The 13,830-nt window shown below is 73.9% G+C and carries 5 protein-coding genes; 2 read left to right on the forward strand and 3 right to left on the reverse strand.

Annotated elements, in window-relative coordinates:
* Positions 1-74 precede the first annotated feature (74 nt).
* Both MNY62_RS05915 and MNY62_RS05920 read right to left on the reverse strand, forming a co-directional pair.
* Positions 75-2,102 (reverse strand): CxxxxCH/CxxCH domain c-type cytochrome, encoded by a 2,028-nt coding sequence (locus MNY62_RS05915; RefSeq protein WP_242343186.1) that lies wholly within the window; start codon positions 2,100-2,102, stop codon positions 75-77.
* 74 nt (positions 2,103-2,176) lie between these two features.
* Positions 2,177-8,209 (reverse strand): CxxxxCH/CxxCH domain c-type cytochrome, encoded by a 6,033-nt coding sequence (locus MNY62_RS05920; RefSeq protein WP_242343187.1) that lies wholly within the window; start codon positions 8,207-8,209, stop codon positions 2,177-2,179.
* 511 nt (positions 8,210-8,720) lie between these two features.
* Here MNY62_RS05920 and MNY62_RS05925 point away from each other — a divergent pair.
* Entirely contained in the window at positions 8,721-10,136 is a 1,416-nt protein-coding gene (locus tag MNY62_RS05925) for a hypothetical protein (protein ID WP_242343188.1), read from the forward strand.
* Positions 10,137-10,206: 70 nt separating this feature from the next.
* On the opposite strand, the gene MNY62_RS05930 is transcribed toward MNY62_RS05925, so the two are convergent.
* Entirely contained in the window at positions 10,207-11,877 is a 1,671-nt protein-coding gene (locus MNY62_RS05930) for a glycosyltransferase family 39 protein (protein ID WP_242343189.1), read from the reverse strand.
* Between the two features lie 360 nt (positions 11,878-12,237).
* Here MNY62_RS05930 and MNY62_RS05935 point away from each other — a divergent pair, with 360 nt between their 5' ends.
* Complete coding sequence (locus MNY62_RS05935) at positions 12,238-13,815, forward strand: tetratricopeptide repeat protein (RefSeq protein WP_242343190.1); 1,578 nt, start codon at positions 12,238-12,240, stop codon at positions 13,813-13,815.
* The last annotated feature ends 15 nt before the right edge of the window (positions 13,816-13,830 follow it).

The raw sequence follows: 13,830 nt of genomic DNA on the forward strand, positions 1-13,830 counted from the left end.
CGCGGGGCACTGTCCCCCGGCCTGTGTTGGGCCCCCCCCGGGTCCCGCCCGGGGGGGGGCCCCGCGGCCCCACGTCAGTGGCAGTTGAAGCAGGAGGAGTCCCACGCCGCGCCGACGTCCACGACGCCGTTCAGGTGCAGCGCCGTGTTGGTGATGGCAGTGCCGGTCGCGTTCGCGTCCGGGTGACACAGATCGCAGTTGTTCCCGCCCCCGTGGCCGCCCAGGTGCCAGGTGCCCGTCGCAGGCGGGCTGCCGTGACACGACCCGCACGTCGTCGGCCCGTCGCTCCAGCGCGGCGCGGCCCGCTTGCCGGCGTAAGCCACGCTGTAATAGCCGTCGAAGAAGAAGTACGTGTACGTTCCACCGTAATTGCCGTGGCAGTAGGTCGCGGCGCAGGTGCCGGTCGCGCGGTCCCACGCCGGAGTCGCGCCACCCGTCTTCGCGCGCGCGCCCCAGGTCACGGTCACGGTCGATCCATCCACGTGACCCGCCGCGAGCGCGTCGCTGGGCTTCGCGTGGCACTCGGTGCAGTCATACGCGACCGCCACCGGACTCGCGGTCACATGGGAGGTGTGTGCCCCGACGCGGAGCGCATCGGTTTCGTGGCCCCAGGTCCCGGTGGGCGGCGCGCCGGTCGTGTTCGCGACGCCGCCGTGGCACATGAGGCAGTTCGTGCGCCAGCCCGCGCCGTGGCAGGTCGCGCAGGACGTCGTGGCGGAGCCGCCCACGCCGTCGAGGTTCGTCCCGTGGCAGCCCTGGCAGCCGGCGATCCCCGCGTTCGCGGAGTATGCGTGGAAGCCGGCGCTCGCCGAGTCCATCCACCCGGCCGGGTGGCCGCCCGACGCCTGCACGAGGCCGTCGAGGTGCTTGCCGCCGGCCGCGGGCGCGATGACGGACCCGGCCGCGTCCATCGTGTCCGGGTGGCAGGACGCACAGCGCGTGAGGTCGGCGGCGACCGTCGGGTGCGGCGACGGCGGCGGCAGGCCGTGGCAGGTGCCGCACGCGGCCTCGCCGAGGCCGACGCGGGTCCAGACGGGCGCCGTCTTCGTGCCGCCTCCCAACGTCCCGCCATGGCAGTAGACGTTGGAGCAGGTGGCCGTCGCCCGATCCCAGGCGGGCACGGCGTTCCGAGCGATCGCGACGCCGCTGAACGTCAGCTCCGCGGTCCCGCCGTCCACGTGGCCGCCCGCGAGCGCGTCGGCCGGCTTCACGTGGCAGACGCCGCAGTCGTACGCGGGCGCGATCGCGCTCCCGGCGCCGTGGAGGGTGTGCGCGCCCACCCGGACGCCGTCGGCCGCGTTCCCCCACGTCGCCTTCGGCGGCGCGCCCGACGCGGTCTCCGTGCCGCCGTGGCACATGACGCAGTTCACCTTCCAGCTCGCGATTCCGGCGGGGAGCCCCACGTCGTGGCAGGACGCGCACGCCGAGCTCGCGGCGCCGCCGGAGAGGTCGGCGCCGTGGCAGTCCTGGCACGCGCCGAGCCCGGCGTTCGCCTGGAACGCGTGGAAGGCGGGGCTCGCCTGATCGACCCAGGCCGGTTCGTGCGCCACGAGCGCGACGGTGCCGCCGAGGTGGTTGCCGAGCGTGTGGCAGCGCTCGCAGTCGGAGCGGGTCGCGTTCGCGGCGACCGAGGGGTGACCGGAGGGCAGCGACGTGGTCGCGTGACAGTCGACGCAGGCGAGCGGGCCGACCGCGTCCCAGGCCACCGCCTTGGCCGGCCCGCCCTTCGGGGAGTGGCAGGCGACGGTGCAGGTGGTGGGGGTGGTCGCCGTGTGCAGCGCGATCGTCCCGCCCGTGGTCGTGGTGCCGCCCGGGAACGTGTACGGAACGTCGAAGCCGAAGGTCGCGCCGGTCGGGTGGCAGGTCGAGCACGCGAACATGTTGAGGTGCCGCGCGTGAACGCCCGTCTCCGGACAGTTCGCGCCGGAGGAGAGCGCGGACGCGTGCGCCGCCCGTGGCCGCAGGGCCGAAGGCGTCGCGGGCTCCGGTGCGACGGGCGAGCCGCCGCCCTGCCCGCACGCGGCGAGCGCGAGCAGCGCCGCCACCGACCACGCGCGAGCGCGCGTCGAACGGAATTCACCGTAACCAGGGGTGCGGTCCATGGCCGTCCCTTCGTGGCGCTCCGGAAGCCTTCTCTCGAATCGGCTCGGCATCGCGTCCACCCTCGGCATCGGCGTCACCATGTCTCGCTCCCGTGGCAGCTCAGGCTCGAGCACGAGCGCGTCGAGGCGTTCCACGTGCCGGTCACGGTGCGGCCGCTGTACGTGCCGCCGAACTTCAAGTTGTCCGCGCCGTTCACGTGGAGCGTCTTGTCCACGAACCCGTTCGACGCGTTCACGACCGCGTTGTGACAGTTCGTGCAGGGCACGCTCTTGCTCTGGTGCGTCGAGTGCCGGCCCGTGCTCGGCGGGTTGCCGTGGCACGAGGTGCAGCCGACCTGCGTGGTGCCGGTCCAGCTCACGGTCGCGCCCGAGCCGGAGTTCACGCCGCCCGAGAAGCGGCCGTGGCAGTACGTCGAGGCGCAGGTCGCGCTCGTCGCGCTCGTCCTGGTGTAGGTCGCCGGCGCGCCGCCCGTCTTGGCGAGCGTGCCGAGGGCGACCTCGGCGATCCCGTTCCCGTCCACGTGGGCGGTGTCGGTCCTGACGCTGGTGGTCCGCGCCGGGTGGCACTGCACGCAGCCGAGCGGCGCGGCGATGGTCGTCGTCGCGTGCGCCTCGTGGACGCCCACGCTCACGTTCGTCGTGACGGTCCGGCCCTGGATGTCGACCGGCGGGTTCTGGCGGCCCGTCGTCGTGCTGCCGTGGCAGAACGTGCAGCTCGTGTCCCAGGCCGCGAAGCCGGCGCTCGTGTGGCAGGTGCCGCACGAGGAGCTCGCGCCGAGGTCGCCGTGGCAGCTCTTGCAGCCCGCGAGGCCGGTGAGGTTCGCCTGGTAGCCGTGCTGCGTCTTGTCCGACCAGCCGGATGCGTGCGGCGAGGCCTGCGCCTCGACGACCCCGTTCAGGTGCGTCGCGAGGTTGACGCTCGTCTGCGTATAGCCGTCGTGGCAGCTCCCGCAGGCGGTGTTCGCGCTGTGCGGCGCCGGGGGCGGCGCGCCATGGCAGGTGCCGCAGGCGGCCTGCGTCCCGTTCACCGTGGTCCAGGACGGCGCGTTGAGCAGGTTCCCGCCCACGAACTGCCCGTGGCAGTAGCTCGAGGAGCAGGTCGCCGTGACCGGATCCCAGGCCGGCACCGCGCCGCTGGTCCTGGCGAGGGTGCCGAACGCGAGCTGCACGCTGGCGTCGGCGTGGTTCATCGCCGTCGGGACGACGTGGCACTCGGAGCACGCGATCGGCTTCGAGTACGCGCCGGCCGTGAGGTGCTGCTGGTGCGCGCCGACCGCGCGCGACGTCGTGAGCGTCTCGCCGTTCGTGCCCACCGGCGGGGCGGCGTTCTGCGCCGAGCCGTGGCACGAGGTGCACGAGAGCGGGACCACGTCGACCGTCCCGTTCACGTGCGTCGCGAGGGTCACCGTCGTCGCGGTGTAGCCCGTGTGGCAGTTGCCGCAGCTCGGGTTCGAGCTGTGCGGCGCGGGCGGCGGCGCACCGTGGCAGGTGCCGCAGGCGGCCTGCGTGCCGTCCACCTTCGTCCACAACGGGGCCGTGATCGTGCCGCCCGCCGCGAGCGTCGCGCCGTGGCAGTAGTTCGTGCAGGTGAGGGCCGTCGCGTCGAAGGCCGGCACGGCGCCGCCCGCGGACGCGAGCGGGCCCCAGGCGAGCTGGGCCGCGCCGTCCTTGTGGTTCATGCCCGTCGGGACGACGTGGCACTCGCCGCAGGCGATCGCGTTAGAGAGCGCGCTGCCGGCGAGGTGCTGCTGGTGCGCGCCGACCGCGCGCGTCGTCGTGAGCGTCTCGCCTGCGGTGCCCTGCGGCGGCGCGGCGTTCGTGCCGTTGCCGTGGCAGGAGTTGCAGGCCATGGCGCTGATCTCGACGGTCCCGTTCACGTGCTGCGCGAGGTTCACGCTCGTCGCGGTGTAGCCCTCGTGGCAGCCGCCGCAGCTCGTGTTCTGCGTGTGCGGCGGCGGAGGAGGTGCGCCGTGGCAGGTGCCGCAGGCGGCCTCCGCCGCGCCGCCCGTCCAGCTGGGCGCGTGGTTCGTGCCGCCCGCGCCGAGCGTCGCGCCGTGGCAGTAGGTGGACGCGCAGGACACCGCGACTGGGTCGAACACCGGCGCCGCGCCCTGGAGCGTCGCGCGGCCGCCGAAGGCGAGCAGGACGGTGCCGTTCGCGTGGTCCATCGCCGTGGGGACGGGGTGGCACTCGGAGCAGGCCGCGGGGCCCGCGAGCGTGCCGGCCGCCGGGCTCACGTGGGCGAGGTGCGCGCCCACCGACCGCGTGGTGGGCTCGGTCTCGCCGCGGGTCCCGAACGGCGGCGCCGCCTTCACGTTCGCGTCCGCGCCCGCGGGGGCCTGCCGGGCCTGGTCACCGTGGCAGGTCTGGCATCCGTAGGTGCCAACGCCGCCGCCGCCGACCTGGACGTAGCCGTCGTTGTGCGTCCCGTCCGGCACGACCTTGTTGCTCGCGTCGACGGTGGTCGGGTGACAGCCGTAGCAGTTCGAGTCGGCGGGGTGCGCGCCTCCCTTCCGCGTGGAGGTCGGCGGGAAGCCGTGGCAGCTCTGGCAGCCCTGGCCCGAGATGTCGAGCGTGCCGTTGTTGTGCGAGTCGGTGAGGACGCCCGACGCCAGCATGCTCGGGTGGCAGCTCTGGCAGGCGGTGTCCTGCGGGTGCGGCGCCGCGGGCGGGAAGCCGTGGCAGTTGGCGCAGTTCGGCGTCACCGGGGAAGGCGTGCCCCAGCGCTGGTAGCCGTGGCACCCGGTGTTCGAGCAGGTGCGCGTGGTGCGGTCGTAGAACGCGAACGGCACGTCGGCGACGTTGTTCATGTGCGTCGCCGTGTTGGTCGTGGTCGTCGAGTAGCCGGTCCCGTGGCAGCGGCTGCACGGGTACTCGCTGTGCTCGAAGTGCTCGCCGGACGCGGGCGGCACGCCGTGGCACTGGTTGCAGCTCTGCCGCGCGGCCTGGCCGGTGCGGCCCCAGTACTCGCTCCCGTGGCAGCCGATGTTGCTGCAGGTCCGCCGGGTGGGATCCCAGCCCGAGAGCGTCACGTCCTGGCGGGCGTTCCGGTGGAGGACGGGGTTCTCGCTCGTCGTCGTGTAGCCCGCGTGGCACCTGTCGCAGGTGATGCGCTCGTGCAGGTGCTCGAGGTGCTCGCCGGTCATCGGCGGGATGTCGTGGCAGCTGTTGCAGCCGCTCGGGAAGTCCGAGACGCCGTTCACGTGCGTCGCCTTGCGGACGCTCGTCTGCGTGTAGCCGGGGTGGCAGCGGATGCACTCGGAGTCCTGCGGGTGCGGCGCCGGGGGCGGCGCGCCGTGGCAGCTCGTGCAGGTCACCGGCGCCGGGTTCGTCCAGGTCGGGCTGTGGTCCGTGCCGCCGCGGCCGAGCGTCGAGCCGTGGCAGTAGGTGTTCGAGCAGGTCTGGCCGTCGAACGTGGGCGTGGCCCCGTCCATCGTTGCGAGGCTGCCGAAGGTGACCTGCGAGACGCCGTTCGCGTGGTCGAAGGTGGTCGGGACCGCGTGGCAGTAGCGACACTTGTTGGGGATGGAGAGCCCGTCGCCCCGGTTCACGTGGGCCTGGTGCTGGCCGACCGAGCGCGACGTGGAGAGCGTCTCCCCGCGCGAGCCGTAGGGCGGCGCCGCGATGGCGAGCGGGTCCGCCTGCATGACGAGCACGCGCGAGTTGTCGCCGTGGCACGAAGAGCAGGTGAGGTTCTCGGCCTCCACGAGGCCGTTGATGTGCTTCGCGAGGTTGACGCTGGTGATCGTGTAGCCGGGGTGGCAGTTGTCGCAGATCTGCGTGCGCGGGTGCGGGGGCGGCGGCGGCGTGAGGTGGCAGGTGCCGCAGGCGGTCTGGGCCGCGCCGCCCGTCCAGACCGGCGCCTGGTTCGTGCCGCCGCCGCGCAGCAGCGCGCCGTGGCACCACGTGGACGAGCAGGTGAGGGTCTGGGGATCCCACGTCGGCATCGCGCCGTCGTGCCGCGAGAGCGGGCCGAAGGTGATCTCCGGCGTGCCGTTCGCGTGATCCATCGAGGCCGGCACGACGTGGCACTCGGCGCAGTCCATCGGGCCGCGGAGCGGGCCGCCCGCGAGGTGCTTCTGGTGCGCGCCGACCGCCCGCTGCGTCTCGAGCGTCTCCCCGTGGGTGCCGGCGGGCGGCGCCGCGTTCGTCGCGGAGCCGTGGCAGGAGTTGCAGGAGAGCGTCACCTCGACCGTGCCGTTCACGTGGGTCGCGAGGGCGATGGAGCTCGCCGTGTAGCCGGGGTGGCAGCCCTCGCAGGCCGCGTTCGCTGGGTGCGGCGCGGGGGGCGGGGCGCCGTGGCAGGTGCCGCAGGCCGCCTGCGTCCCGTTCACCGTCGTCCAGGAGGGCGCGTTCAGCGCGTTACCGCCCACGAACTGGCCGTGGCAGTAGGTCGAGGAGCAGGTGGCGGTCGCCCGATCCCACTCCGGGACGGCGCCGTTCTTCGCCGCGAGCGCGCCCCAGGCGAGCCCCACTCCGCCGTCGGCGTGATCCATCGCCGTCGGCACGAGGTGGCACTCCCCGCAGGCGATCGGGTTCGAGACGAGCCCGCCGGCGAGGTGCTGCTGGTGGGCGCCCACCGCGAGGTCCGTGGTGGCCGTCTCGCCGCGCGTGCCGTACGGCGGCGCGGCGTTCTGCACCGAGCCGTGGCACGAGGTGCAGGTCATGCTCTTCACGTCGAGCGCGCCGTCGAGGTGCGTCGCCAGATTGACCGATGTCGCGGTGTAGCCGACGTGACAGAGCTCGCACGCCGGGTTCTGGGTGTGCGGCGCCGGCGGGGGCGCGCCGTGGCAGCTGCCGCAGGTGACCTGCGTGCCGTCCACCTTCGTCCAGAGTGGCGTCGTGCTCGCGCCGCCGGCGGCGAGCGTCTGGCCGTGGCAGTAGTTCGCGCAGGTGAGGGCCACCGGGTCGAAGCCCGGGACCGCGCCGCGCGCCGAGGCGAGCGGGCCCCAGGCGAGCTGCACGGGCCCGTCGGCGTGGCCCGTCGTGGTCGGGACGAGGTGGCACTCGGCGCAGGCGATCGGGCTCGCGATGGGGCTGCCGGCGAGGTGCGTCTGGTGCGCGCCCACCGCGCGCTGCGAGGTGAGCGTCTCACCGCGGGTGCCGCGCGGCGGGGCCGCGTTCGCGGCGGAGCCATGGCAGGAGGTGCAGGTGACGGTCGCGTCGACCTTGCCGTCCACGTGGAGGGCCGCGTTCACCGTCGCCGCCCCGTAGCCGCTGTGGCACTCGCCGCAGGCGGGGTTCTGCACGTGCGGCGGGGGCGGCGGCGCGCCGTGGCACGCCGCGCACGCCCGCGGCGAGCCGTCGACGACCGTCCAGACCGGCGTGCGGTTCGCGCCGCCGGCGAGCGTCGCGCCGTGGCAGTAGGTGTTGGAGCAGGTCGCCTGCGCGCGATCCCACGTGGGCGTGAGGACCACGCCCTGCGCGGCGAGCCCGGTGAACGTCACGGTCGCCGTGGTCGCGTCCGCGTGGCCCGCGGAGAGCGCGTCCGTCGGGACGGGGTGGCAGATCGCGCAGCCCACCGGGCCCGCGAGCGCGTGCGCCGCGGCCACGTGGGAGGTGTGCGTCCCGATGCGGACCGCGTCCGAGGCATTACCCCACGTCGCCTTCGGCGGCGCGCCGGTCGTCCCGTCCGTGCCGCCGTGACACATCGTGCAGGTCGTTCTCCACGAGGCGCCATGGCACTGCGCGCAGGACACCGTGACCGAGCCGCCGACGCCGTCCAGGTTCGCCCCGTGGCAGGTCTTGCAGCTCGCGAGGTCCCGGTTCGCGGAGGCGGCGTGGAACTCCGGGCTCGCCTGATCCATCCAGGTGACCCCGTGCCCATCGGGCGACCGCGTGCCGCACGGGTGGCAGGCGTCGCAGGTGAAGCCCTTCGTGGCGTAGAGCTCGTGGGCGGGCGATCCCGCTCCGGCGACGAGCGCGGCCGAACGCGTGCGCAGCGCGGTCGGCGCTTCGGCGCGCTGCGCGCCGGAGTCGCCGCACGCGGTGAAGAGGAGCGTGAGGGCCGCAGCGAGCGTCGCGAGCCTGCGATGCGCGCGCGCGCGATCGGAGTGCAGGCTCGGCGCGAGGCGCGACGCGCGAGTGCGTCGGGTCGTTTCGGGCACGGCGACCTCTCCCTCACGCGCCGAGCGGCGGGCTCGACGTCGTGAAACTGACCACACGTGGAATCGGGCGACCGTAGCAATCGGGTACGGACCGAGAGTTGACCCGCATCACACCGGGCGTGTGGCCAAGCGTCGCATTACCCGACGTGCGCGGCCTTCTCCCGATCCTGAGAGCGCGAGGCGGGGAGATCGAGCGGGGAGGGGTTCAGCGAGCTCTGAGAGGCGCCGCCATCCGCGGATCAGCGTGCGCGAGGGGCTTGCGGAACTTCACTGTGGGGAATGGACGTCGAGCCGCACAGGTCCCTGCGGAAGATGCGCCCATCGCGTCGGTCCTGCGCGTCTCGCCTCGCCAGCGTTCATCGGGATGCCCGGCGACCGCCCGCCCGACGCTTTGCCCGCTCCAGGAGCCGGTCTCCGCAGTGGCGACTGCGGTGCCGCCGCGCGGCTTGACGATGCGGAGATCGCCACGCGATAAACGGCTTCGTTCCAGGGGGACGGACGGGAGCGGCAGATGCATCTGGAGCTCGGTGGGGCCGCGGCGGCGGCGGAGCGTCTCCTCGGCGCGTCGTGGCGGCTGACGGTCGCGGCAATGGGCGTGATCGTGTTCGCGCTCGCCATCTCGACGCTCGCCTCGCACCGGGACCTCGACTACATCGTCTGGGCGTCGCACTACGTCGCGGACGGCAGGTGGAACGTCTACCAGGCCGTGTACGACGGGCCGGCGCGCCCGTTCATCGAGGGCTTCACGTACCCGCCGCTCGCGTACCTCTGGTTCGGCGCGATCGTCGCGGTGGGGAAGGTCTTCGGGCTGTACGGCTACGCGCCCTGGCTCGTCCCGCAGCCGCTCTCGACCGCCGAGTACCTGCTGATGCGGCTCAGCTACCTGCCCGCGCTGCTCGCGATCGCCTGGACCGCGCGCCGCTTCTGCGAAGGGTTCCTGTGCAGGGGCGAGGATGAGCCCACCGGCGGCCTCGCGTTCCTCGTCGCGCTCTCGTCGCCCATCCTGCTCTTCGTCGGCTTCGTGTTCGGGCAGTTCGACCTGCTCCCGTCGGCCGCGACCTTCCTCGGCGCCTATCTCGTCTGCGCGCGACGGCCGTTCGCGGGCGTCCTCGCCATCTTCGTCGGCATCTGGCTCAAGAACTTCCCGATCGTGTTCCTCGTCCTCCTCCTGCCGGTGCTCGTGACCGAGTTCGGCTGGCGGCGCGCGCTCGCGCCGGTCGCGGTCGGCGTCGCCGTCAGCGTCCTCCTCGTCGCCGCGTTCTGGAGCCCTGGGTTCCGCGAGGGGTATCTCGCCTTCAGAAACCACGGCTACGACGCGATCGTCTGGGACGGCCCTGTCCGGACGACGCTCTCGCACTGGCTGCTCGTCGGGCTCGTCGTCGCGGCCGGGTGGATGAGCCACTTCCGCGGCCTCGCGCTCTGGCAGAAGGTCTCGCTCCTCTACGCGGGGAGCATCGTGGCCCTCCTCGCCCCGCGGTTCTGGTTCCCCCAGTACATGGCGTGGGTCGCGCCCGCGCTCGTCCTGTTCCTGCTCGCCGCGCTCCGGCACCGCGCCCTGTTCTTCCCGCTCGCGTACGGCGCCGTGAACGCGCTCTACCTCGCCTCGACGTTCATCCTCTTCCCGGACAACGTCGACACGAACATGTTCCGTGCCCTCGATCCCGACGTCCCCGGCCTCGCGACGAGGCTCCACCTGGCGGCGCTCGCGGGGCCGCTCTGGACCGCCATCGCCGTGCTCCTGCTCGTCCTCATGGCGCTCTTCGTCGCCGACGTGCTGCTCGGGGACCGCTTCGCGCGCCGCCTCGAGCCGCTGCAGACCGTCGCGCCGCGCGCCCAGCTCGTCGCGACCGCGATCGGCGGCATCACGCTCGTCGCGCTCTACGTCGCCGCGCACGTGGCGAACGCCACGCTGCCGTGGGGCGGCTGAGCGGCTCGCTCGGGAGCGCGCCCGCCGCGGAGACGGCTCGAGACACGCCCGACGGGCGCGCGTCGAACGTCTACGGCCGTCGCCCGAGGCGTGCCCGCACGAGCGACAGCGCCTCCTCGATCTCGGCGTCCGTCCCGCCCGCGATGCTCGACGCCTCGGCGAGGACGTCCGCCGCGTCGGCGAACCGCCCGGCGCGTGCCAGCGCCGCGCCGAGCCAGTACCGGTAGTCGACGTTCCCGGGGTGCTGCCGGACGAGCGGCTCGAGGGTGGCGATGGCCTCGAGCGGCGCGTTCGCGAGCGTGAGCATCCGGCCCAGGTCGCGCCGGAACTGCCGGTCGGGCCGGAGCGCGTCCGCGGCGTCGCACTCGGCGACGGCGGCCGCGAACTGGCCGGTGCGGAGGCCGAGCAGGCTCCGGGCGCGGTGGCGCGAGGCGGGGCCACGGACGACGCGCGAGGCCTCCTCCAGATCCGCGATCGCCTCCGCGGCACGGCCGCGCGCGGCGAGCTCGTCCGAGAGCTGCCAGTGCGCCATGAGGCTCCCGGGCGCGGCGCGCACCGCCGCCGTCCAGAGCGTGAGGTCGTCCTGGAACGCGGCCGCGCGCGTGGCGGTCACGGCCGCGAGGACCACCGCCACCGCGCCCCCCGCGACGACGGCCGCGCGGCGGTGGCTCGCCGCGAGCCTCGCGAGACCCGCCGCGGCGAGCGCGACGGGGCCCATGAGCGCGACGTACTGGAGGTGGTTCGAGACGGGGCCGAAGCGGAGGTAGGCGATGTCCACCAGCCCGAGGACCGGGAGGAGCATCACCGCGTGGAAGCCGAGCGCGAGGGTTGCGGGCCGCCCCCAGGTGGCCCGGCCCCACCACAGCAACGCGAACCCGGCCGCGAGCGCGACGAGAGGCAGGTAGAACGCCGGCGATGCCGCCTCCACCGGCCACTGCGGGTAGACGAACGCGAGCCGTGCCGGGACGAACGCGGCCTCCAGGTATGACGCGAGCGCCCAGCCCGCGCCGCCGATCCGCTCGCCGAGGCCTCTCTGCGGCAGCCAGCCGTCGGTCATGGCGCGGACGTGCTGGAACCAGATCGTCGCGAGCCCGGCCGCGAGCGCCACGCCGAAGAACGGCGCCGTCCGCGCGACGTCCCTGCGATCGATCCGGCCGCGCCGGTACCAGGCGAGGAGGAGGAGCACGACCGGCAGCATCACCACCGACGTCTTCGCGAGGAGGGCGAGCGCGAAGAGGGCGAGCGCGGCCGCGAGCTCACGCCGGCCGCCGGTGCGCTCGGCCCGGAGCCACGCGAGGACCGACAGGAGGAAGAGCGGCGCGGAGAGGGTGTTCTTGAGCTCGGAGATCCAGGCGACGGACTCGACCGTCGCGGGGTGGACGGCGAAGAGGAGCCCGGCGAGCCACGCGCCGGGGAGCTCGAGCGCGCGCAGCACGCGCCACAGCAGGATCGCCGTCGCGGCGTGGAGGAGGACGTTCGTGAGGTGGTAGCCGAGGGGTGCGTCGCCAAAGAGTCGCGCCTGGATCCACAGCGCCGTGTACGTGAGCGGCCAGTAATCCTTGGCCGACGCGCTGAACCAGATGTCGGACAGTGGGCCGCGGAGGATCGGCCCGTCGGGCAGGAACTGGTGGTCATCGAAGACGAACCCTGCGCCCGTCACCGGGAGGTACGCGATCACGGTCGCGAGCGCGATCGCGCCCGCCGCCCACGCAGAGGCGGTCCGGGGGTTCCTCGTGAGCATGAGGGCGCCGAGTATACCGGCAACACGCCGGGTCGAAGCCGTCCGTGCTCCCTTCAGCAGCCCGCCGCTCGGCCGCTCCGCTCGCCCGTCGCGCGGCTGACCCGGCCCTGCGGCTGTGCGACGCGGTGCGCGCCCGAGGTGTCGGCGTAGCGCGCTCGCGATCGCGGGCGGCGGCGTCGTTGGGGTAAGCTGCGCGCCTTCGCCGGAAGCTGCGGAACCCGCGCAGCGTTGAGAACGTGGATGGGACGAACCCAGGACACCCCTGTACATCGTGCGCCGGCGGTCGCCGCTCGACCTGGCCCGGCGCCCGGGGCGCGCGGGGCCGACGCGGGCGCCGCCTCCACGCAGCGGCGACGCTGGGTGATCCCGGCCCTCCTCGTCGCCGCCGTCGCGTTGACCTACGGGAACGCGCTGCCCAACGGCTTCGCCTGGGACGATCGGCAGATCATCGTCGAGAACCCGACGGGCCACTCGCTCGCGAACCTCGGCGTCGTCCTCACCGAGTGCGACAGGACGGGCGGCTCGACCCCGTACTACCGGCCGCTGAACCGGGCCCTCTACCTCCTCGATTATCAGCTCTTCGGGCTCGGCGCGTGGGGCTACCACCTCGTCAGCCTGCTCTGGCACGCAGCCGCCGCGCTCATCCTCTTCGTCGCGGCTCGCCGGCTGTTCAGGGCCGACCTCCCCGCGGCGTTCGCCGCGCTCCTGCTCGCCGTCCATCCCATCCACGCAGAGCCGGTGAACTTCATCTCGGGGCGGAACAACGTCATCGCCACCGCCTTCGCCCTCGGCGCGCTCGCGGCTTACCTCCGGGCGCGGGACGAGGGGAGGCGAGCCTGGTGCGCGGTCTCGCTCGCCTCGTTCTTCCTCGGGCTCCTCTGCAAGGAGCCCGCGCTCATGCTCCTGCCACTCCTCGCGATCCTGGAGGCGCTCTCGGGGGAGCCCTGGCGCGAGGTGGCGAGGCAGCGGGGCCCGGTCCTGGCGGCCTTCGCGGCCGTCGCGGCGCTCTACCTCGGATTACGCGCCGCCGTCCTGTCCTCCGCCCTCGGCTCCCCGGTCTCGTACACGCGCCCGGCCGAGGTCCTCTCGAACGTCCTCCACATCGTGCCGAAGTACGCGGCGGTCGCGCTGTTTCCCCTGCAGCTCACCGCCGTCTACTCGCGCCCGGCGACGTACTTCGCGAACCCGCTCGTCCTCGCGCTTGCCTGGCTGCTGCTCGCGGTCGCGACCTTCCTGCTGCTGCGCCAGAAGCGGCTCGTGACCCGGTTCGGCGTCGCGTGGGCCGTCCTCGGCTTCCTGCCGGTGAGCACGATCGTGTGGTTCCCGAGCGCGGAGATCGCCGAGCGCTACCTGTACCAGCCGCTCGTGGGCGTGTGGCTCGTCGCGGCGGACCAGGCCTGGCGGCTCTGGCAGGAGCGCCCGCGGCTGCGGACCTCCCTCGCCGCCGTCGCGGCGGCGCTGCTCGTCGCGCTCGCCGCGCGCACGGTCGCGAGGAACCCCGACTGGCGGAACGACGAGGCGCTCTTCACGGCGGCCGTGGGGGTGGAGCCGGACAACGCCGACGCGCACTTCGCCCTCGGCGACGCCCACGCGCGCGCGGGCGACCCGGAGCGCGCGCGAGCGGAGTGGACGCGGGCGCTCGAGCTCGACCCGAGGAACGTGCTCGCGCTCGCGAACCTCGGGACGTACCACGCGCAGCGCGGCGACTCGGCGCGCGCGGAGCTCTACTTCAGGCGCATCCTGGAGGTGGACGAGCGCGACGACGTCGCCCACTTCAACCTCGGCCTGCTCATGGAGAGGGCCGGTCACCTCGACGAGGCCATCGCCCACTACCGGAGCTTCATCGAGCACGAGCGAGGCGGACGCGCCGAGCTCGTCGCGAGGGTGCGCGAGCGGGTGCTCGCGCTCGAGCGCAGATCCGACGACGCCGCTCGCTGACACGCGCGGAGCTCG

This window comes from Anaeromyxobacter terrae, from assembly GCF_022690685.1.
Taxonomy (GTDB): Bacteria; Myxococcota; Myxococcia; order Myxococcales; family Anaeromyxobacteraceae; genus Anaeromyxobacter; species Anaeromyxobacter terrae.